This is a genomic window from Streptococcus mitis (assembly GCF_009496285.1).
Taxonomy (GTDB): Bacteria; Bacillota; Bacilli; order Lactobacillales; family Streptococcaceae; genus Streptococcus; species Streptococcus mitis_BP.
The window spans coordinates 1-19,436 of sequence record NZ_WIJK01000008.1 but is presented as its reverse complement, the minus strand read 5'-3'; the positions used below and the strand labels follow the sequence as shown (position 1 = coordinate 19,436).

16 protein-coding genes are annotated in these 19,436 nt (G+C 41.2%); 15 read left to right on the top strand and 1 reads right to left on the bottom strand.

The annotated features are described in order from the left end of the window. Positions 1 to 124 precede the first annotated feature (124 nt). A complete protein-coding gene (gene scrK / locus GEZ89_RS03815) occupies positions 125 to 1,012 on the top strand; it encodes a fructokinase ScrK (RefSeq protein ID WP_153225026.1) in 888 nt (295 codons plus the stop codon). Positions 1,013 to 1,051: 39 nt separating this feature from the next. Here scrK and GEZ89_RS03810 read toward each other — a convergent pair whose 3' ends face one another. Further along, positions 1,052 to 2,242, bottom strand: a complete 1,191-nt coding sequence (locus GEZ89_RS03810) for a cation diffusion facilitator family transporter (RefSeq protein ID WP_153225025.1) — start codon at positions 2,240 to 2,242, stop codon at positions 1,052 to 1,054. A 157-nt stretch (positions 2,243 to 2,399) separates the two neighbouring features. On the opposite strand from GEZ89_RS03810, the gene GEZ89_RS03805 reads away from it, so the two are divergent. The 14 genes from GEZ89_RS03805 (at position 2,400) to GEZ89_RS03750 (ending at position 19,170) form a co-directional block, all read left to right on the top strand. After that, positions 2,400 to 4,010 (top strand): hypothetical protein, encoded by a 1,611-nt coding sequence (locus tag GEZ89_RS03805; RefSeq protein ID WP_153225024.1) that lies wholly within the window; start codon positions 2,400 to 2,402, stop codon positions 4,008 to 4,010. A 1-nt stretch (position 4,011) separates the two neighbouring features. Then, positions 4,012 to 5,043 carry an acyltransferase family protein gene (locus GEZ89_RS03800; RefSeq protein ID WP_153225023.1) on the top strand — a complete coding sequence of 344 codons (1,032 nt, stop codon included), beginning with the start codon at positions 4,012 to 4,014 and terminating at the stop codon, positions 5,041 to 5,043. Continuing rightward, complete coding sequence (locus GEZ89_RS03795) at positions 5,036 to 6,004, top strand: glycosyltransferase family 2 protein (RefSeq protein WP_153225022.1); 969 nt, start codon at positions 5,036 to 5,038, stop codon at positions 6,002 to 6,004. The genes GEZ89_RS03800 and GEZ89_RS03795 overlap by 8 nt, the downstream gene beginning before the upstream one ends. 189 nt (positions 6,005 to 6,193) lie before the next feature. Next, positions 6,194 to 8,878 carry a cation-translocating P-type ATPase gene (locus GEZ89_RS03790; RefSeq protein WP_153225021.1) on the top strand — a complete coding sequence of 895 codons (2,685 nt, stop codon included), beginning with the start codon at positions 6,194 to 6,196 and terminating at the stop codon, positions 8,876 to 8,878. A gap of 108 nt (positions 8,879 to 8,986) precedes the next feature. Further along, entirely contained in the window at positions 8,987 to 9,397 is a 411-nt protein-coding gene (locus GEZ89_RS03785; RefSeq protein ID WP_153225020.1) for a peptide deformylase, read from the top strand. Positions 9,398 to 9,482: 85 nt separating this feature from the next. Then, complete coding sequence (locus GEZ89_RS09785) at positions 9,483 to 9,605, top strand: hypothetical protein (protein WP_265586419.1); 123 nt, start codon at positions 9,483 to 9,485, stop codon at positions 9,603 to 9,605. Beyond that, entirely contained in the window at positions 9,547 to 9,681 is a 135-nt protein-coding gene (locus GEZ89_RS09555) for a DUF3953 domain-containing protein (RefSeq protein ID WP_228113867.1), read from the top strand. The genes GEZ89_RS09785 and GEZ89_RS09555 overlap by 59 nt, the downstream gene beginning before the upstream one ends. 234 nt (positions 9,682 to 9,915) lie before the next feature. Next, a complete protein-coding gene (gene yaaA / locus GEZ89_RS03780; RefSeq protein ID WP_153225019.1) occupies positions 9,916 to 10,638 on the top strand; it encodes a peroxide stress protein YaaA in 723 nt (240 codons plus the stop codon). Between the two features lie 140 nt (positions 10,639 to 10,778). Continuing rightward, a complete protein-coding gene (locus tag GEZ89_RS03775) occupies positions 10,779 to 12,065 on the top strand; it encodes a homoserine dehydrogenase (protein ID WP_153225018.1) in 1,287 nt (428 codons plus the stop codon). A gap of 1 nt (position 12,066) precedes the next feature. Next, a complete protein-coding gene (gene thrB, locus GEZ89_RS03770; protein WP_153225017.1) occupies positions 12,067 to 12,936 on the top strand; it encodes a homoserine kinase in 870 nt (289 codons plus the stop codon). 229 nt (positions 12,937 to 13,165) lie between these two features. Next, positions 13,166 to 14,104 (top strand): peptide-methionine (R)-S-oxide reductase MsrB, encoded by a 939-nt coding sequence (gene msrB / locus GEZ89_RS03765; RefSeq protein ID WP_153225016.1) that lies wholly within the window; start codon positions 13,166 to 13,168, stop codon positions 14,102 to 14,104. 55 nt (positions 14,105 to 14,159) lie between these two features. Continuing rightward, positions 14,160 to 15,884 (top strand): ABC transporter ATP-binding protein, encoded by a 1,725-nt coding sequence (locus GEZ89_RS03760; RefSeq protein ID WP_153225015.1) that lies wholly within the window; start codon positions 14,160 to 14,162, stop codon positions 15,882 to 15,884. Between the two features lies 1 nt (position 15,885). Further along, a complete protein-coding gene (locus GEZ89_RS03755) occupies positions 15,886 to 17,634 on the top strand; it encodes an ABC transporter ATP-binding protein (RefSeq protein WP_153225014.1) in 1,749 nt (582 codons plus the stop codon). Positions 17,635 to 17,910: 276 nt separating this feature from the next. Then, on the top strand, positions 17,911 to 19,170 hold the full coding sequence (locus GEZ89_RS03750; RefSeq protein WP_153225013.1) for a TRZ/ATZ family protein: 1,260 nt from the start codon (positions 17,911 to 17,913) through the stop codon (positions 19,168 to 19,170). Positions 19,171 to 19,436 lie beyond the last annotated feature (266 nt).

Sequence of the window (19,436 nt, the reverse complement as noted above, 5' to 3'; positions counted from 1 at the left end):
ACAAATGTCATGTTTGTTCGTTTTTGATTGAATCGTAAAATTTACAGAGGAAAAACTAAAATATAGAGCAACTTTCCTCCTTGAAATATGCTATAATAGAGAAAATAAAAACTAGAGGTTTATCATGACAAAACTATACGGAAGCTTGGAAGCGGGCGGTACAAAATTTGTCTGTGCTGTCGGTGATGAAAACTTTAACATTGTAGAAAAAACACAATTCCCAACAACAACTCCTATCGAAACAATCGATAAAACCATCGAGTTCTTTTCAAAATTTGATAATCTTGCAGGTCTTGCAATTGGTTCATTTGGTCCCATTGATATTGACAAAAACTCAAAAACTTATGGCTTTATCACAACAACTCCAAAACCTCACTGGGCAAATGTGGACTTGCTTGGTGCCCTTCGTCGCGCCCTAAACGTGCCAATGTACTTCACTACAGACGTAAACAGCTCTGCCTACGGTGAAGTGGTTGCCCGTAACAATGCTGGTGGCCGTATCGAGAACTTGGTTTACTACACAATCGGGACAGGTATCGGTGCAGGTGTCATCCAACGTGGTGAGTTTATCGGTGGCGTGGGTCACCCTGAGATGGGTCACTACTACGTGGCTAAACACCCAATGGATATTGAAAAAGAATTCAACGGTGTTTGTCCTTTCCACAAAGGATGTTTGGAAGGCTTTGCGGCTGGTCCAAGCTTAGAAGCTCGTACAGGAATTCGTGGTGAAAACATCGAATTGAATAGTTCTGTATGGGATGTTCAAGCCTACTATATCGCTCAAGCTGCAGTCAACGCAACTGTAACCTTCCGCCCAGATGTCATCGTATTTGGTGGTGGGGTTATGGCCCAACAACACATGCTTGACCGTGTGCGTGAGAAATTCACATCCTTGCTCAATGGTTACCTACCAGTTCCGGATGTACGTGACTATATCGTAACACCAGCTGTTGCAGGTAATGGTTCGGCTACACTTGGAAACTTCGTTCTTGCTAAGAGCGTAGCAAAATAAGCATAAAAATGAGGTCGGGATTTGTCCCGGCCTCTTTCTTTAGTCTTTTTCAATTTTCGTTTCCTGATGGAATATATTTTGCCAAGTTTCATGTCTGCGCCAGATACTTGTATGGATGGTGTCCCCAATCTGATAGCGGATGAGTTTTGTCTTCTGACTAATGGACGTCAAGTGAAGTTCCTTGATAGCAGAGGTTAATTCTTTTTCCTCCTTATAGGCTTTCTTGTCTAGTTCTAGTCCGTCTTGGCGAATATAAATGAAATCTTCAGCCAGTAATTCTTCCAATTGATTTCCTTGGTCAATTAGTTGCTCTCTCATGAGCAATTTTTTATAGACATTATCTAGAATTTCATCTTCAGGAATCGGTGCTGGTTCAATGTGAATATCGGTATCAAAGACACCAAAGCGTTCTGTCAGCATGGATTCGACATGGTCAGTAATTTCGTGACTCTCAAAAACAGAGAGATCCGGGTTCATCTCGAGAGTAATATCTAGATAAATATTACTTCCATAAGTACGACCCCGTTGTGATTTGACTTTGCTAATCTTAGGGATTTCCATGATAGCCTTTTGGTAATCTTCGAGCAAGTGTTCATCAAAACCATCTGAAAGGCTGAAGGATGACTCGATAAAGATATCATAGGCAGTTTTGAGGATAAAGAAGGTAATAACGATGGCAACCAATTTATCCACGAGAGGGAAGTTAAAACTGCTGGCTAGGATGGCGATGGTGGTTCCAAGTGAGGTGACGGCATCTGATAGATTATCCTTGGCAGCTGCTTTCAGTGCCTTAGACTTGGATTGCTTGCTGAGGTGAGTGTTGTAGAGATAGACTCCAAACATAATCACTGCAGAAACCACTCCCAAAATCGCTCCAAGTGGGTCAATCACAGTTTCTTCGCGACTGATAATCTTTTGAATCGTATCGCGAAGAACATCAAAACCAACATAGAACATGATGATAGAGGTGATAAGACTTGCCAAGTCCTCGATTTTCCAGTGACCGAAACGATGGTCTCTATCTGCTGGCTGTCGGGCCAATCGAATCCCTATGAGGAGGGCAACATTTCCGATGATATCAGAAACGTTGTTGAAACCATCCGCCACCAAACTGGACGAGTGAAGGAGGTGGCCCGCTGCTAACTTAGCTGCTGACAAGAAAAGGTAGGTCAAGATGCTAATAATAGCACCTCGCTCAGCTAATTTCAAATTTGAAACTGATTGATTCATCTGACTCTCTTCCTAGAATTTTTGTATTCTATCATTATACTGGTTTTGTAAGGAAAATTCAAATGGAGTGGTTGGGGAGATTTGCATTGATTCAACAGATTTTTTGATTGAAATATGATAGAATATAAAGTAATCATAATTTTAGAGAGAGTTTTCCATGACCCAAAAACAAATCACAGATAGAATGATTCGCATTGGTTTGATTGTGCTACCATTTTTTATTTTTTATGGATATAGATTGATGAAAGGCTTTGAATATCCAGTCGTAGATGATATCATGGTCAATCAAACCATACTATCTGGTGATAATATGTTGCTCCCTTACATTGGGATTATGTTGTCATCTGCTTTAGTATTCCTTCAGCAATTGTTTACAACTTGGAATGTTTATTTTATTTTCCTAGCCCTTAGTTTTTGCTTGAGCTTTAGTGTATACTTGGATTCTTTTTTCAGGAAGAAACTTTATTTTGTTCTTCCCCTACTTGTTATACTTCAAATGATTTTGATGAAGTATTTCTCGTTTTCAGTAATTGCTTATTTGTTGTCTACAGCAGGGATACTTTTATTATTCGATAGAAAATACATCGTAGGAGCTCTGTTGTCTCTGATTGGATTGTCGATTAGACCGCAAATCATTGCCAGTTTATTGCTACTTTTACTGCCGTTTCTAGCTTTTGAAGTCATCAAAGGAAAAAAGAAAAAAGAATTATTCTTGTTATCTGCTGCCATTTTATTTATCTTTGCTTCCAATAAAATTTATACCTTAATGAGACCAGGTGTTCAAGAATACCTAAATTGGAATACTCTAAGTACCAATTTGAGAGATTTCCCTGCGATTGAGTATGAGAAGCATGCCAAGGAATTTCAAGAATTGGGGGTCAGTGAAAACGACTTATCTGCTTCAACCTACTGGTTGTTTGCAGAAAAAGATGCTTTGAACAATGAGTTGTTAACAAAAATTCAATCCGTACGTTCTTTCTCTGAGAAATACTCCTTTAATGTATTTCAGATGGTGAAAGATTATTTCCAAAATATCATTTTGACAACCTTTCTTCTTGTTATGGTTGGCTGGTTTTTGTTCTTTAAGCCTAAGAAAGTCTATGGCTGGTTACTCCCGCTTGTTCCATTTGTACTAATCGGTGCACTATTTGTTAGGCAGAGAGTAGTAGAACGTGTCTATATCCCAATTATCATTAGCTTTTTAATCTTTTTTATCTACTATGCTCCTTTATTTTACACTAAGCGCAAACTGTTGAAAAAAAGAGGAATTTTTTATAGTTTACAACTTGTAGGAATGCTGGCGAGTATGGCCTGGGTAAATAGTGTGGGACAAGAACTTTACTGGTTTCCAATCATTCAATCATCAATGGTAACAGAGTATCATGATGTAGTGGAAAAACATTCTGATAAATTGCTTGTTTTTGGTGGCTATGGAACACTTGTCAATTCTCAACCGAGCTTGGCTACGATTAGAAGGAAGCCTGATCAGTTGATTGAAAATACAACAACCTTAGGTAACTGGCAAACTTTTTCGCCACATTACTATCAATTAATGGAAAACTACAATGTGGAGGACCCTAGTAATCTTCTTTCATCGGCTTTAGATAAGGAGAACATCCTATTCTTTTGGTCACCTTCCTCAGGAAATATGGATCGGGTCAAAAAAATTATGAAAGAACATTACCAGAAAGATGTTTATTTTGAAGAAGTTGAGTTGGTCACTTCTGATATGAATCTTTATCGACTAAGAACAGGAGAAGATAGATAGGATGAAAAAGCGCATAGGTTACCTAGATATGGCTAAGGGGCTAGCGATTATACTTGTTATTATAGGGCATAGCAGTTTTGTGCCTCTTGGTGCAAAAATACTCCTCTATGTTTTTCATATCCCCTTATTTTTCTTCTTGTCAGGTTTTACTTTAAATGTCACTAAATACAAAACATTTAAGGAATATTTTCTTAGCAAGGTGAAAAGTTTGGTCGTTCCCTTTTTTTGCCTGAATATTTTTGTTTTTCTCTTTCAACTCTTTGTCATGTATCCTGAACAAGTGTTTAGTTTTAATCTTATTCATTTTACTAAACAGTTATTGTTGTCAGACCGCTTGCATGTTTATTTTCAGTTATGGTTTCTGAATGTCATGTTTTTAGCACATGTTTTTAGTTACTTTATTCTCAGAAAAAAATGGACCATTATCCAATGGTTTTTGATTAGTGTATCACTCTTGCTTCTAGTCATTTTAGGGCAAAAAATCTATGCTTGGCATTTTTATCTTATCTGGAATATTGACCTGGTCCCTGTAGCCATTATCTTTACACTCTTAGGTGTCGGAGTGAGAAAATATTTAGCGCAGATGGAAAAGTTTTTTGCAATTTATTATTTGCCGCTTGCCTTATTGCTAACTATGGTGATAGGTAAACTAAACTATAATTTGAGCGGGAAACAGATTGTTGATCTTTACTATCAACAGATTGGAAACCATCTCTTGTTTTACATTGCTGCAATTTCAGGTATATGGTCCACCCTCATATTCTTTAAGTCAATTCCTGAAATGACTCTCTTGAAATCAATCGGTCAAAGAACCTTGATTTACTATGGTGTCCATGCCCCGATTGTTTTAGTATTGGTAGAAAAATTAGTTTTACAATTATCTACAAGATATACCGGTATTTTTGTGAATGCCTATATTACAACAAGTGTTGTGACAATATTGACTTTGGTAGGGTGTGAATTGATTGTCAGAGTATTTAGAGGGACTAATTTCCCTTTTGGATTTAAGAGGTTAGGAGACAAAAATGAGTAGAAATAATCCGATTTTATATATCGTGATTCCATGTTATAACGAAGAGCAGGTATTGCCTCATACTAACCCAATGTTTGTGGGAAAAATAGAGGAGCTTGTGAAAAACCAAGAAGTCCATCCATTAAGTAAGGTCATGTATGTCAATGATGGCAGTAAGGATAAAACTTGGGAACTTATCCAAGAATATGCTTCATCGAATCCATTTGTTGTAGGTATTTCTCAAAGTCGAAACCGTGGTCATCAAAGTAGTGTTCTTGCTGGGATGTATGAAGCTGCAGAATTTGCGGATATCGTGATTACCATTGATGCAGATGGTCAAGATGATATTGATTGTATGAATCAGATGATTGCTGAATATAAGTCAGGTTCAGAGATTGTCTACGGCGTTCGTGATAACCGAGAGACAGATTCGGCTTTTAAACGTATTACAGCAGAGGGATTCTATAAAGTGATGCATTTATTTGGAGCGGATGTCGTTTTTAATCATGCTGATTATCGTTTAGTCTCAAAACGATTTCTACAGGAATTATCCAAGTTTAAAGAAGTCAACTTATTCCTTCGTGGACTGATGCCTCTTGTAGGATTTAAGTATTCCTACGTGACCTATAAACGTCATGAACGGATTGCTGGTGAGAGTCACTATCCACTCTCTAAAATGCTTGGTCTAGCTATGGATGGAATTACTAGCTTATCGATTAAACCAATCCGTTTGATTACTAGCTTGGGAGTTATGACTTCACTGTTTAGTTTTTTGTTGATCATCTGGGTTTTGTGGAGCAAATTTGCTGGTACAGTAGTAGCTGGTTGGGCCAGTACCTACGCAATTGTAAGCTTACTTGGCGGGGTTCAACTCATTAGTCTTGGTGTAATTGGGGAATATATCGGAAAAATCTATCTAGAAACGAAAAAACGTCCAAGATATATTATCAGCGATCGCACCTATGATGAGAGTGATGAGTAACCTCACCTCAAAACTTGAAAACTTTTGAAATTCTGATATAATAGAACTACTCAAGGGAGTAGCTGGCGGTTAACCGCGATAGTGTCGTCATTCCGAATTATTTCCGGCACTATATTAAACAGCGAGACTTGTTTTTTTAAAAAACAGGTCTCTTTTTTTGTAAAAGAGGCCAAAAAGGAGGAGACTGTTTTGTCAAAAGAACAAAATAAAGACTTGTTTTACACACAAACCTCAGAAGAAGTCCTAAAGAATCTGGACTCATCTGTTGAAGGTTTGTCAACTGCCCAAGCTCAAGAACGCTTAGCGACTTATGGTCGAAATGAGTTGGAAGAGGGAGAGAAACGTAGCCTACTAGCTAAATTCCTTGATCAATTTAAGGATTTGATGATTATCATCTTGCTTGCGGCAGCGGCACTTTCTGTGATTACAGAAGGAATGGACGGTTTAACGGATGCCATTATCATCTTAGCCGTTGTTGTCTTGAATGCTGCCTTTGGGGTTTACCAAGAAGGGCAAGCAGAAGCAGCCATTGAAGCTCTGAAAAATATGTCTAGCCCGATGGCCCGTGTTCGTCGTGATGGTCATGTCATTGAGATTGACTCGAAAGAATTGGTACCTGGGGACATCGTCTTGCTTGAAGCGGGAGATGTCGTGCCTGCAGATATGCGTTTGTTTGAAGCAGCTTCTCTTAAAATTGAAGAAGCAGCTCTTACAGGGGAATCTGTCCCAGTTGAAAAAGATGTGACAGGACTTGTTGAAACGGATGCTGGTATCGGGGACCGTGTTAACATGGGTTATCAAAACTCAAACGTAACTTACGGTCGTGGTATTGGTGTCGTAACCAATACTGGTATGTATACAGAAGTTGGTAAGATTGCAGATATGTTGGCTAATGCCGATGAGACAGAAACACCATTGAAGCAAAGCTTGGAACAATTATCTAAAGCCTTGACTTACTTAATCGTTGTGATTGCGATTATCACTTTCTTAGTTGGTGTCTTCGTTCGTGGTGAACATCCGTTGGAAGGCTTGATGGTTGCGGTTGCTCTTGCGGTTGCAGCGATTCCAGAAGGTCTCCCTGCTATTGTAACTATCGTTCTCTCTTTGGGAACAACAACCCTTGCTAAACGTAATTCGATTGTTCGTAAATTACCAGCAGTTGAAACGCTTGGTTCAACAGAAATCATTGCATCTGATAAAACAGGTACCTTGACCATGAACCAAATGACTGTTGAAAAAGTTTATACTAACGGTCAATTGCAAAGCTCTGCAGCTGAAATTGCTGCAAACAACAATACGCTACGTATCATGAACTTTGCCAACGATACCAAGGTGGATCCATCTGGTAAGCTGATTGGGGATCCAACGGAGACAGCTCTTGTACAGTTTGGTTTGGACCACAACTTTGATGTTCGTGAAGTCTTGAAGGATGAGCCACGTGTAGCTGAATTGCCATTTGACTCAGACCGTAAACTCATGTCTACCATTCATAAGGAAGCAGACGGTTCTTACTTTATCGCTGTCAAGGGTGCTCCTGACCAATTGCTCAAGCGTGTGTCTCGTATTGAAGTTAATGGGGAAGTTCGTCCAATCACAGAAGAAGACAAGAATGCTATCCTTGCAACCAACAAAGACTTGGCTAAACAAGCCCTCCGTGTCTTGATGATGGCTTACAAGACAAGTAACGAAATTCCAACCTTGGAATCTGAAATCGTTGAGTCTGACCTCATCTTCTCTGGTTTGGTCGGAATGATTGACCCTGAGCGTCCAGAAGCAGCAGAAGCTGTTCGTGTCGCTAAGGAAGCGGGTATCCGTCCAATCATGATTACGGGTGACCACCAAGATACAGCGGAAGCTATCGCTAAACGTCTCGGTATCATCGATCCAAATGATACAGAAGACCATGTCTTCACTGGTGCTGAGTTGAATGAACTCACTGATGAAGAATTCCAAAAAGTCTTCAAGCAATACTCTGTTTATGCTCGTGTATCACCTGAGCACAAGGTTCGTATCGTGAAAGCATGGCAAAATGAAGGTAAGGTTGTCGCTATGACGGGTGATGGGGTCAACGATGCGCCTTCACTTAAGACAGCTGACATTGGTATCGGTATGGGGATTACAGGTACAGAAGTTTCTAAGGGAGCTTCTGATATGGTCCTTGCTGATGATAACTTTGCAACCATTATCGTAGCGGTAGAAGAAGGACGTAAGGTCTTCTCAAATATCCAAAAATCCATCCAATACCTCTTGTCTGCTAATATGGCTGAAGTTTTCACCATCTTCTTTGCAACCTTGTTGGGTTGGGATGTGCTTCAACCAGTGCATTTGCTATGGATTAACCTGGTAACAGACACGCTCCCAGCCATCGCCCTTGGTGTGGAACCAGCTGAGCCAGGCGTCATGACTCACAAACCTCGTGGGCGTAAGTCTAACTTCTTTGATGGTGGTGTCTTCGGAGCAATCATTTATCAAGGTATCTTCCAAACTATGCTCGTTCTAGGTGTTTATGCTTGGGCTCTTCTCTTCCCAGAGCACCAAAGTCATGCAGAAATCCATGCGGATGCCCTTACCATGGCTTTTGCAACTCTCGGTTTGATTCAATTGCTCCATGCCTTTAACGTTAAGTCTGTTTACCAATCTATCTTTAAAGTGGGACTCTTTACCAACAAGACCTTTAACTGGTCTATCCCAGTTGCCTTTGTTCTCTTTGTGGTGACAATTTTGGTTCCTGGATTTAATAACCTCTTCCACGTGTCTCACTTGAGCTTGACTCAATGGATAGTGGTTGCTGTAGGAGCACTTATGATTGTTGTCCTTGTTGAAATTGTTAAGGCAATCCAACGAGCACTCGGAAAAGATAAAAACGCCATTTAAGCACTATGAAAAGTCATCTTCGGATGGCTTTTTTTGGTTTTATATAAGATAAACTGACAAAGATTTTGTGATATAATCAAGTAGAGAGAAAGATGGAGGAAAGAGTAGTTGGAAAAGAAAATTGTCAAAGATATGATGTTTTTATCGCAGGTATCCCAGCCTGCAAGCCAAGAAGATTTACCCCTAGCAAAGGATTTGCAAGATACTCTGCAGGCTAACCGTGAAAGCTGTGTAGGACTAGCAGCCAATATGATTGGGGTACAAAAACGTGTTATTATTTTTAATATTGGCATGATTCCCATGGTTATGTTTAATCCCGTTCTCAAGTCTTTTGAAGGGCCTTACGAGACCGAGGAAGGTTGCTTGTCTTTGACAGGTGTAAGACCAACAACCAGATATGAAAAAATTACAGTGAGTTACAGAGATATTCATTGGCAAGAGAAGACCATTACCCTGACAGGTTTTCCGGCTCAGATTTGTCAGCATGAATTGGATCATTTGGAAGGGATTATCATATAGGCTTTGTATCCCAGATCAGGGTACATCCTTCAAGCTTAAGGAAACAACCTCGTTTTTCTTGCACTCTTGTTTGAAATTTGTGATAATGAAAGAAAGAATAATAAATGGAGGACAGTCAAATGGGATTTTATCTGATGATTGGTTCGATGTTGCTTGGTCTTTTCGCTTTGAAGATAGGATTTTCTCATCTAAAGGAGAAAAAGTTTAATCTGTCATCTATCTTGGCAAGCTGCCTTGGGACAGCACTAGTTCTCTTTGCAATCTGGTTAGGATTGCCAAAATAAGGAAAGAAGAGTCTGGGACAAAAGTCCTAGCCTCTCAATTGTCTTTGGATTGTCGAGCAAGACGCAGTGGTTGAGTGGGCTCTACTACGCTGATTTCATCAGCTTTTACAACCCTACTCAACTGTGCGGAGGTGGGACGACGAAATCGAATTCTAACGAATTACCGATTTCTGTCCCACTCTCTTTTAAGTACAAATCCTTGGTAGTCCTAGAAAAATATGCTACACTAACACTATGAAAATTTTAATCCCAACTGCAAAAGAAATGAACACTGAAATTCCTAGTTTAGAGGCAAAACCTTTGTCTCCTGAGAGTCAGGCTGTTCTGGATGAATTAGCTAGATATTCTGCCCAAGAACTAGAGAGTTTTTATAAAATCTCTGCCGAAAAGGCGCAAGAGGAGTATGACCATATCCAAGCCTTGAAAAATGGAACGGCTAGAAACTATCCAGCCTTGTACATCTTTGATGGACTTATGTATCGCAACATCAAACGGGACAATCTAACCCAAGCTGAACAAGCCTATCTGGAGAAACACCTCATGATAACGTCAGCTCTTTACGGTGTGATTCCAGCCTTTGCACCGATTGCACCTCACAGACTGGACTTTTTGATGAAGCTTAAAATCGCTGGGAAAAGCCTGAAAAGTCACTGGCAATCAGCATATGAAGAGTCGGTGAAGGGTGAAGAACTAATCTTTTCACTCTTGTCTTCGGAATTCGAAACTGTCTTCCCTAAAGAGGTTCGCGAGCAAATGGTGACCTTTAAGTTTATGGAAGACAGAGATGGAAAACTTAAGGTCCACTCAACCATTTCAAAAAAAGCCAGAGGGGCTTTCTTAACAGCCTTGATGGAAAATCAGGTGACTTCGGTAGAAGAAATCAAAAAGCTCAGCTTTGCAGGTTTCCACTATCGAGAAGACCTGTCTACTGGCAAGGAATTGGCTTTTGTGAAATAGATTGAAAATAGAGTCTGCCCTAGGTTGTATCAGGGCAGGCTTTTTTATGATTTGACGCTCCTATTTTTAGTTCAGAATGGTAGGAATTTTCTCACAATTTTGGTATAATAGGACTATTAGAAAATTTCGAGGAGACAAATATGTCAGTTAAGATTGCTTTACTTGGATTTGGTACAGTAGCCAGTGGTGTGCCATTCTTACTAAAGGAAAATGAAGAAAAAATTGTTCAAGCAGCACATTCAGAAATTGAAGTAGCCAAGGTTTTGGTCAAAGACGATGAGGAGAAAGCACGCTTGCTTGAGGCAGGAAATGATTTTAATTTTGTAACAAATATCGATGAAATCTTGTCAGACAAAGACATCACGATTGTTGTTGAGTTGATGGGACGTATCGAGCCTGCTAAAACTTTTATTACTCGTGCCTTAGAAGCAGGGAAGCATGTTGTGACAGCCAACAAGGACCTTTTGGCTGTTCATGGTGTAGAATTGCTTGAGATTGCCAAAGCTCATAATGTTGCTCTTTACTATGAAGCAGCTGTTGCGGGAGGAATTCCAATCCTTCGTACCTTGGTTAACTCACTAGCATCAGACAAAATCACACGTGTTCTTGGTGTTGTCAATGGAACATCTAACTTCATGATGACCAAAATGGTAACAGAAGGCTGGTCTTATGAAGATGCTTTGGCAGAAGCCCAACGACTTGGCTTTGCTGAAAGTGACCCTACCAATGATGTTGACGGGATTGATGCGGCTTACAAGATGGTCATCCTCAGCCAGTTTGCTTTTGGGATGAATGTCAAGTTTGAAGATGTTGGCCACCAAGGAATTCGCAACATCACTCCAGAAGATGTAGCAGTAGCTCAAGAACTTGGTTATGTTGTGAAATTAGTAGGTTCTATCGAAGAAACAGCTTCTGGAATCGCTGCTGAGGTTACACCGACTTTTCTTCCTAAGGCTCACCCGCTTGCAAGTGTCAATGGGGTTATGAATGCAGTCTTTGTGGAGTCTATCGGGATTGGCGAGTCTATGTACTATGGACCAGGTGCCGGACAAAAACCAACTGCAACGAGTGTCGTAGCTGATATAGTTCGTATCGTTCGTCGTTTGAATGACGGTACAATTGGAAAAGCCTTTAATGAATATCATCGTGACCTTGTTTTGGCTCAGCCAGAAGATGTCAAAGCCAACTACTATTTCTCAATCTTGGCACCAGATTCAAAAGGTCAAGTCTTGAAATTGGCTGAACTCTTTAACGTGGAAGATATTTCCTTCAAGCAAATCCTTCAAGATGGCAAGCAAGAAGGCAAGGCTCGTGTCGTTATCATCACTCATAAAATCAACAAGGCACAGCTTGAAAATATTACATCAGCTTTGAAGGGTGTATCTGAGTTTGAACTTCTCAACACCTTCAAGGTTTTAGGAGACTAAGATGAAGATTATTGTACCTGCTACAAGTGCCAATGTGGGTCCTGGATTTGACTCAGTTGGTGTAGCTGTAACGAAGTATCTAGAAATTCAGGTTTGTGAAGAACGTGAAGAATGGATGATTGAGCACCAATTAGGCAAATGGATCCCACGTGACGAACGTAATCTTTTGCTGAAGATTGCTTTACAAATTGTTCCAGACCTACAACCAAGACGTCTGAAAATGATTAGTGATATTCCGCTTGCGCGTGGACTAGGTTCATCGAGCTCTGTCATCGTTGCAGGAATTGAACTGGCAAATCAATTAGGAAATCTTAAATTAAGCGATCACGACAAATTGCAATTGGCGACTAAGATTGAAGGCCATCCTGATAATGTTGCACCAGCCATCTACGGTAATCTGGTCATTGCCAGCTCAGTCGAAGATCAGGTTTCAGCTGTTGTGGCGCCTTTCCCAGAGTGTGCTTTCCTAGCTTATATTCCAAACTATGAATTGCGAACTCGCGATAGTCGTGGTGTCTTGCCTAAGAAATTATCATACAAGGAAGCTGTTGCAGCAAGTTCAATCGCCAATGTGGCTATCGCAGCTCTATTGACAGGAGACATGGTCAAAGCTGGTCAAGCTATCGAGAGTGACCTTTTCCACGAGCGTTATCGTCAAGATTTGGTTCGAGAATTTGCGACAATTAAAAAAGTTGCCAAGAGAAACGGTGCTTATGCGACCTACTTGTCTGGCGCTGGGCCTACTGTCATGGTTCTAGCTGATCCTGATAAGATGCCGAAGATTAAGGCAGAGCTTGAAAAACAACCGTTCAAAGGCAAGCTTCATGATTTGCAAGTAGACACAGAAGGCGTGCGCATCGAAGAAAAATAAATATAGCGATAGGATGGGGAAACTCTCTATTAGAGGGCTTCCTGTCCTTTTTTTGAAAATGAAACGTGGGAACTGATACTCAATGAAAATCAAAGAGCAAACTAGGAAGCGAGCCGCAGGCTGTACTTGAGTACGGCAAGGCGAAGCTGACGTGGTTTGAATTTGATTTTCGAAGAGTATGAAATGTTTCCCGTATTTGATGACCGATAGATGGTCAAGGAGGTATGAGATGGCAGAAATATATTTAGCAGGTGGTTGTTTTTGGGGCTTGGAAGAATATTTTTCCAGAATTTCTGGAGTGCTGCAAACAAGTGTTGGTTACGCTAATGGTCAAGTTGAAACCACCAATTATCAATTAATCAAAGAAACAGATCATGCAGAGACTGTTCAAGTTATTTATGATGAAAAGGCAGTCTCGCTCCGTGAGATTTTGCTTTATTATTTCCGAGTCATTGATCCATTGTCTGTCAATCAACAAGGAAATGACCGTGGCCGTCAATATCGTACAGGGATTTATTATCAAGATGAAGAGGATTTACCGACTATCTATGCCCTTGTCCAAGAGCAGGAGCGCATGCTCGGTCGCAAGATAGCGGTAGAAGTGGAGAAACTCCGTCACTATATCCTGGCTGAGGACTATCACCAAGACTACCTCAAGAAAAATCCTGGTGGTTATTGCCACATTGATGTGAGGGATGCTGAAAAACCACTGATAGATGCCGCCAACTATGAAAAGCCTAGTCAGGCAACGTTACGAGAAAATTTGTCAGAAGAGTCTTACCGAGTTACGCAAGAAGCTGCGACGGAAGCTCCCTTTAGCAATGCCTATGATCAAACCTTTGAGGAAGGAATTTATGTCGATATCACGACAGGAGAGCCCCTCTTCTTTGCCAAGGATAAGTTTGCATCAGGCTGCGGTTGGCCAAGTTTTAGTAGACCAATTTCTAAAGAGCTCATCCATTACTACCAAGACTTAAGTCATGGTATGGAGCGAATCGAAGTCCGTTCACGTTCTGGCAATGCTCACTTGGGACATGTCTTTACTGATGGACCTCAGGAGTTAGGTGGACTTCGTTACTGTATCAATTCTGCTTCCTTACGCTTTGTGGCCAAGGATGAGATGGACGAAGCAGGATATGGCGATCTATTGCCATACTTAAACAAATAAAATTGAGAGGGTGGGAGCTTCCCACTTTCTTCATTTTAGAAAATAGAAGGGATTTATGAAACACTTACTATCTTATTTTAAACCCTACATCAAGGAATCGATTTTGGCACCCTTGTTCAAGCTACTTGAAGCTGTTTTTGAACTCTTGGTTCCTATGGTGATTGCAGGAATTGTTGACCAATCCTTGCCCCAGAGAGATCAAGGACACCTCTGGATGCAGATTGGCCTGCTCCTTATCTTTGCAGTGATTGGCGTTTTAGTGGCCTTGATAGCCCAGTTTTACTCAGCCAAGGCTGCGGTTGGTTTTGCCAAAGAACTGACAAACGACCTTTATCGTCATATTCTTTCCTTGCCCAAGGATAGCAGAGATCGTTTGACAACTTCTAGCTTGGTGACCCGCTTGACCTCTGACACCTATCAGATTCAGACTGGTATCAATCAATTCCTACGCCTCTTTTTGCGAGCACCTATTATCGTTTTTGGAGCCATTTTTATGGCCTATCGAATCTCAGCTGAGCTGACTTTCTGGTTCTTGGTCATGGTTGTGATTTTGACGATTGTCATTGTCGGGCTCTCTCGACTGGTCAATCCTCTCTACAGCAGTCTCAGAAAGAAAACAGACCAGCTAGTTCAGGAAACGCGCCAGCAATTACAAGGCATGCGGGTCATTCGTGCTTTTGGACAAGAAAAACGAGAGTTACAGATTTTTCAAACCCTTAATCAAGTTTATGCCAAATTACAAGAAAAGACAGGCTTCTGGTCTAGTTTATTAACTCCTCTGACCTATCTGATTGTCAATGGAACTCTCCTCGTCATCATCTGGCAGGGCTATATTTCTATTCAAGGAGGTTTACTCAGTCAGGGTGCTCTTATTGCCCTAATCAACTATCTCTTACAAATTTTGGTGGAATTGGTCAAGCTCGCCATGCTGATCAATTCCCTCAACCAGTCCTATATCTCAGCTAAGCGAATCGAGGAAGTCTTTGCCGAAGCTCCAGAAGATATTCATTCAGAATTAGAACAAGAACAAGCTACCAGTGATCAGGTTTTACAAGTCCAAGAACTGACCTTTACCTATCCTGATGCGGCCCAACCTTCTCTAAGAGACATTTCCTTTGATATGAAGCAAGGGAAAATCCTTGGTATCATCGGAGGGACGGGTTCTGGTAAATCAAGCTTGGTGCAAGTCTTACTTGGACTTTACCCAGCAGACAAGGGAAGCATTGACCTTTATCGAAATGGATCTAGTCCTCGTAATCTTGAGCAGTGGCGGTCCTGGATTGCCTATGTGCCTCAAAAAGTCGAACTCTTTAAGGGAACTATTCGTTCCAACTTGACTTTGGGTTTAAATCAAGAAGTATCTGATCAAGAACTCTGGCAGGCCTTGGAGATTGCGCAAGCCAAGAACTTTGTCAGTGAAAAGGAAGGACTCTTGGATGCCCTAGTTGAGGCAGGAGGGCGAAATTTCTCAGGTGGGCAAAAACAACGTCTGTCTATCGCCCGAGCAGTCTTGCATCAAGCACCTTTTCTCGTCTTGGATGATGCGACTTCAGCCCTTGATACCATCACCGAGTCCAATCTTCTAAAGGCTATTCAGGAGAACTTGCCAGATACCAGTTTGATTTTGATTTCCCAACGAACTTCAACCTTGAAGATTTCTGATCAAATTCTCCTTTTAGAGAAAGGGGAGCAATTAGCACTTGGAAATCATAAGGAATTGATGGAGACTAGCCAAGTCTATCGTGAAATCAATGCATCCCAACATGGAAAGGAGGACTAGAATGAAAGGCAAACATGCAAGTCAAACCCTTAAACGATTAGCAAAAGATTTAGCTGGCCATCCCGTCCTTCTTTTCCTGGCTTTCTTAGGTACCATTGCTCAGGTAGCCCTATCAATCTATCTACCAATCTTGATAGGACAGGTGATTGACCAAGTCCTAGTCGATGGTTCATCTCAGCTATTTTGGCAGTTTTTCCTCCAGATGATTTTGGTGGTGATAGGAAATACGCTGGTACAATGGGCCAATCCTCTCCTCTATAATCGACTGATTTTCTCCTATACTAGAGATTTGCGCGAAAAAATCATTGAAAAGCTCCATCGTCTTCCGATTGCCCTTGTAGATAGACAAGGTAGTGGGGAAATGGTCAGCCGTGTAACGACAGATATCGAGCAGTTGGCAGCGGGTCTGAATATGATTTTCAACCAATTTTTCATAGGAGTTTTGATGATTTTGGTCAGCATCCTTGCTATGCTCCAAATCCATCTATTGATGACTCTCTTGGTTCTGCTCTTAACACCTCTATCTATGGTCATTTCACGCTTTATCGCTAAGAAATCCTACCATCTCTTTCAAAAGCAGACAGAGACTAGGGGGATTCAGACTCAGTTGATAGAAGAATCGCTCACCCAACAGGCCATTATCCAGTCCTTCAATGCTCAGGAAGAATTTATCGAGAGACTTCATGAGGCAAATGACAACTACGCAGGTTATTCTCAGTCGGCTATCTTTTATTCATCGACAGTCAATCCTTCCACCCGTTTTGTCAATGCCCTCATTTATGCCCTACTTGCTGGTGTTGGAGCCTTACGCATCATGGCAGGTTCTACTTTGACGGTTGGGCGTTTAGTGACCTTTTTGAATTATGTGCAGCAGTACACCAAGCCTTTTAATGATATTTCATCGGTCTTAGCTGAGTTGCAAAGTGCCTTGGCTTGTGCAGAACGTGTTTATACTGTTTTAGAAAGCCCTGAGATTAGAGAAACTGGTCTTAAAGAATTGAACAGCGACCAAGTCAGTGGAGCTATTTCCTTTAAACATGTTTCTTTTGGTTACAATCCTGAAAAAATCTTAATCAAGGACTTGTCTATTGACATTCCAGCTGGCAGTAAGGTTGCCATCGTTGGACCAACGGGTGCTGGGAAATCCACCCTCATCAATCTCCTCATGCGTTTTTATCCGATTAACTCTGGAGATATTTTGCTAGATGGTCATTCGATTTATGACTATACTCGAGCTTCTCTTCGACAGCAGTTTGGAATGGTGCTTCAAGAAACTTGGCTCAAGCAAGGAAGCATTCATGACAATATTGCCTTTGGCAATCCTGATGCTAGCCGAGAGCAGGTCATTGCGGCAGCCAAGGCAGCTAACGCAGACTTCTTTATCCAACAGTTGCCACATGGTTATGATACCAAGCTTGAAAATGCAGGGGAATCCTTGTCTGTTGGTCAGGCTCAGCTCTTAACTATTGCCCGTGTCTTTCTAGCCATTCCTAAGATTCTTATCTTAGATGAGGCGACTTCATCCATCGATACCCGTACCGAGGTTCTGGTTCAGGATGCCTTTGCCAAACTCATGAAGGGGCGGACAAGTTTCATCATTGCCCACCGTTTATCGACCATTCAAGATGCTGATTTGATTCTTGTCTTGGTGGATGGAGATATTGTCGAGTATGGCAATCATCAGGAACTCATGGCGAGAAAAGGGAAATATTATCAAATGCAAGAAGCAGCTGCATTTAGTCCAGAATAGATTTTTAATCGTTTATAAAGCAAATAAGCAAATACAGAATAAAAGTTGCCTTCGGGTGACTTTTTTGTTACAATAGCTAGAAAAATTATCTAGTATGAAAGCTAATACTCAATGAAAATCAAAGAGCAAACTAGGAAGCTAGCCGCAGGTTGCTCAAAGCACTGCTTTGAGGTTGTAGATAGAACTGACGAAGTCAGTAACATATATACGGTAAGGGGACGCTGACGTGGTTTGAAGAGATTTTCGAAGAGTATAATTTAGAAAAGGAACCTATTGATGAAAGTCTTTCAGCATGTAAATATTGTGACTTGTGACCAGGATTTCCATGTTTACCTGGATGGTATCTTAGTTCTTGAAAATTCTCAAATCGTCTATGTCGGTCAGGAAAATCAAGAGATTCTTAAACAAGCAGATCAAATCATAGATTATAAGGGTGCTTGGATCATGCCTGGTTTGGTTAACTGCCATACTCACTCTGCCATGACAGGCTTGAGAGGGATTCGTGATGATAGCAATCTCCACGAATGGCTCAATGACTATATCTGGCCAGCAGAAGCTCAGTTTACACCAGAGATGACCACAAAAGCTGTCAAAGAGGCTCTGACAGAAATGCTCCAGTCTGGAACAACAACCTTCAACGACATGTATAATCCTAATGGAGTGGATATAGCTGAGATTTATGAGGCAGTCAAGGCATCCAAGATGCGTTGCTATTTTTCTCCAACCCTCTTTTCTTCAGATGTGGAGACGACGGCTGAAACCATAGCTAGAACTCGAGCTATCATTGAGTCAATCAAAGGCTACCAGGATCCCAAGTTCAAGGTTATGGTGGCCCCTCATTCGCCCTATAGTTGTGGTCGAGACTTGCTGGAGGCAAGTCTTGAGCTAGCAAAAGAAGAAAACATTCCACTTCATATCCATGTTGCAGAAACACAGGAAGAGTCAGGCATTATCCTGAAACGCTATGGCAAACGCCCATTAGCCTTTCTAGATGAGCTCGGATATTTAGATCATAAAGCGGTCTTTGCCCATGGTGTGGAGTTAAATGAAAAGGAAATTGAGCGCTTGGTAGATTCGCAAGTCGCTATCGCCCACAATCCTATCAGCAACCTCAAACTAGCCTCAGGGATTGCACCAGTCGTTCAACTTCAAAAGGCAGGAGTAGCAGTTGGTATTGCGACGGACTCAGTTGCTTCTAACAATAACCTGGATATGTTTGAGGAAGGGCGGACTGCAGCACTCTTACAGAAGATGAAGAGTGGTGATGCCAGCCAATTTCCAATCGAAAATGCCCTCAAGGCACTGACGATTGAAGGAGCTAAGGTGTTGGGAATGGAAGATGAGATTGGTAGTCTAGAAGTCGGTAAGCAGGCTGATTTTCTCGTCATCCAGCCCCAAGGAAAAATCCATCTTCAACCTCAAGAAAACATGCTGTCTCACCTCGTTTATGCCGTGAAATCCAGTGATGTCGACGATGTTTACATTGCAGGAGAGCAGGTTGTAAGAGCAGGGCAAGTATTAACAGTAGCCTTGTAAAGTGATTTTCTTTAAAAACATTTTCAAGCTAGGTTAGTCTAGCCTTAACCTAGTTTAGTCTAACATGTTCATTGAGTGAATATGTATTGTCCGTAATGCTGTTGGATGCATAGAAAAAGAAGACCTTGTGAGTCTTCTTTCAGATTGAAGACAAAGTCCTTGGAAGTCCAGTTTCTAAGGGCTTTTCTTTGTGTAAAGTCGTATAATAGAGGTAAGAAAAGTTGTGAGGTGTTCCCTATGTTTCACAAAGAAAAACCTGATTATAA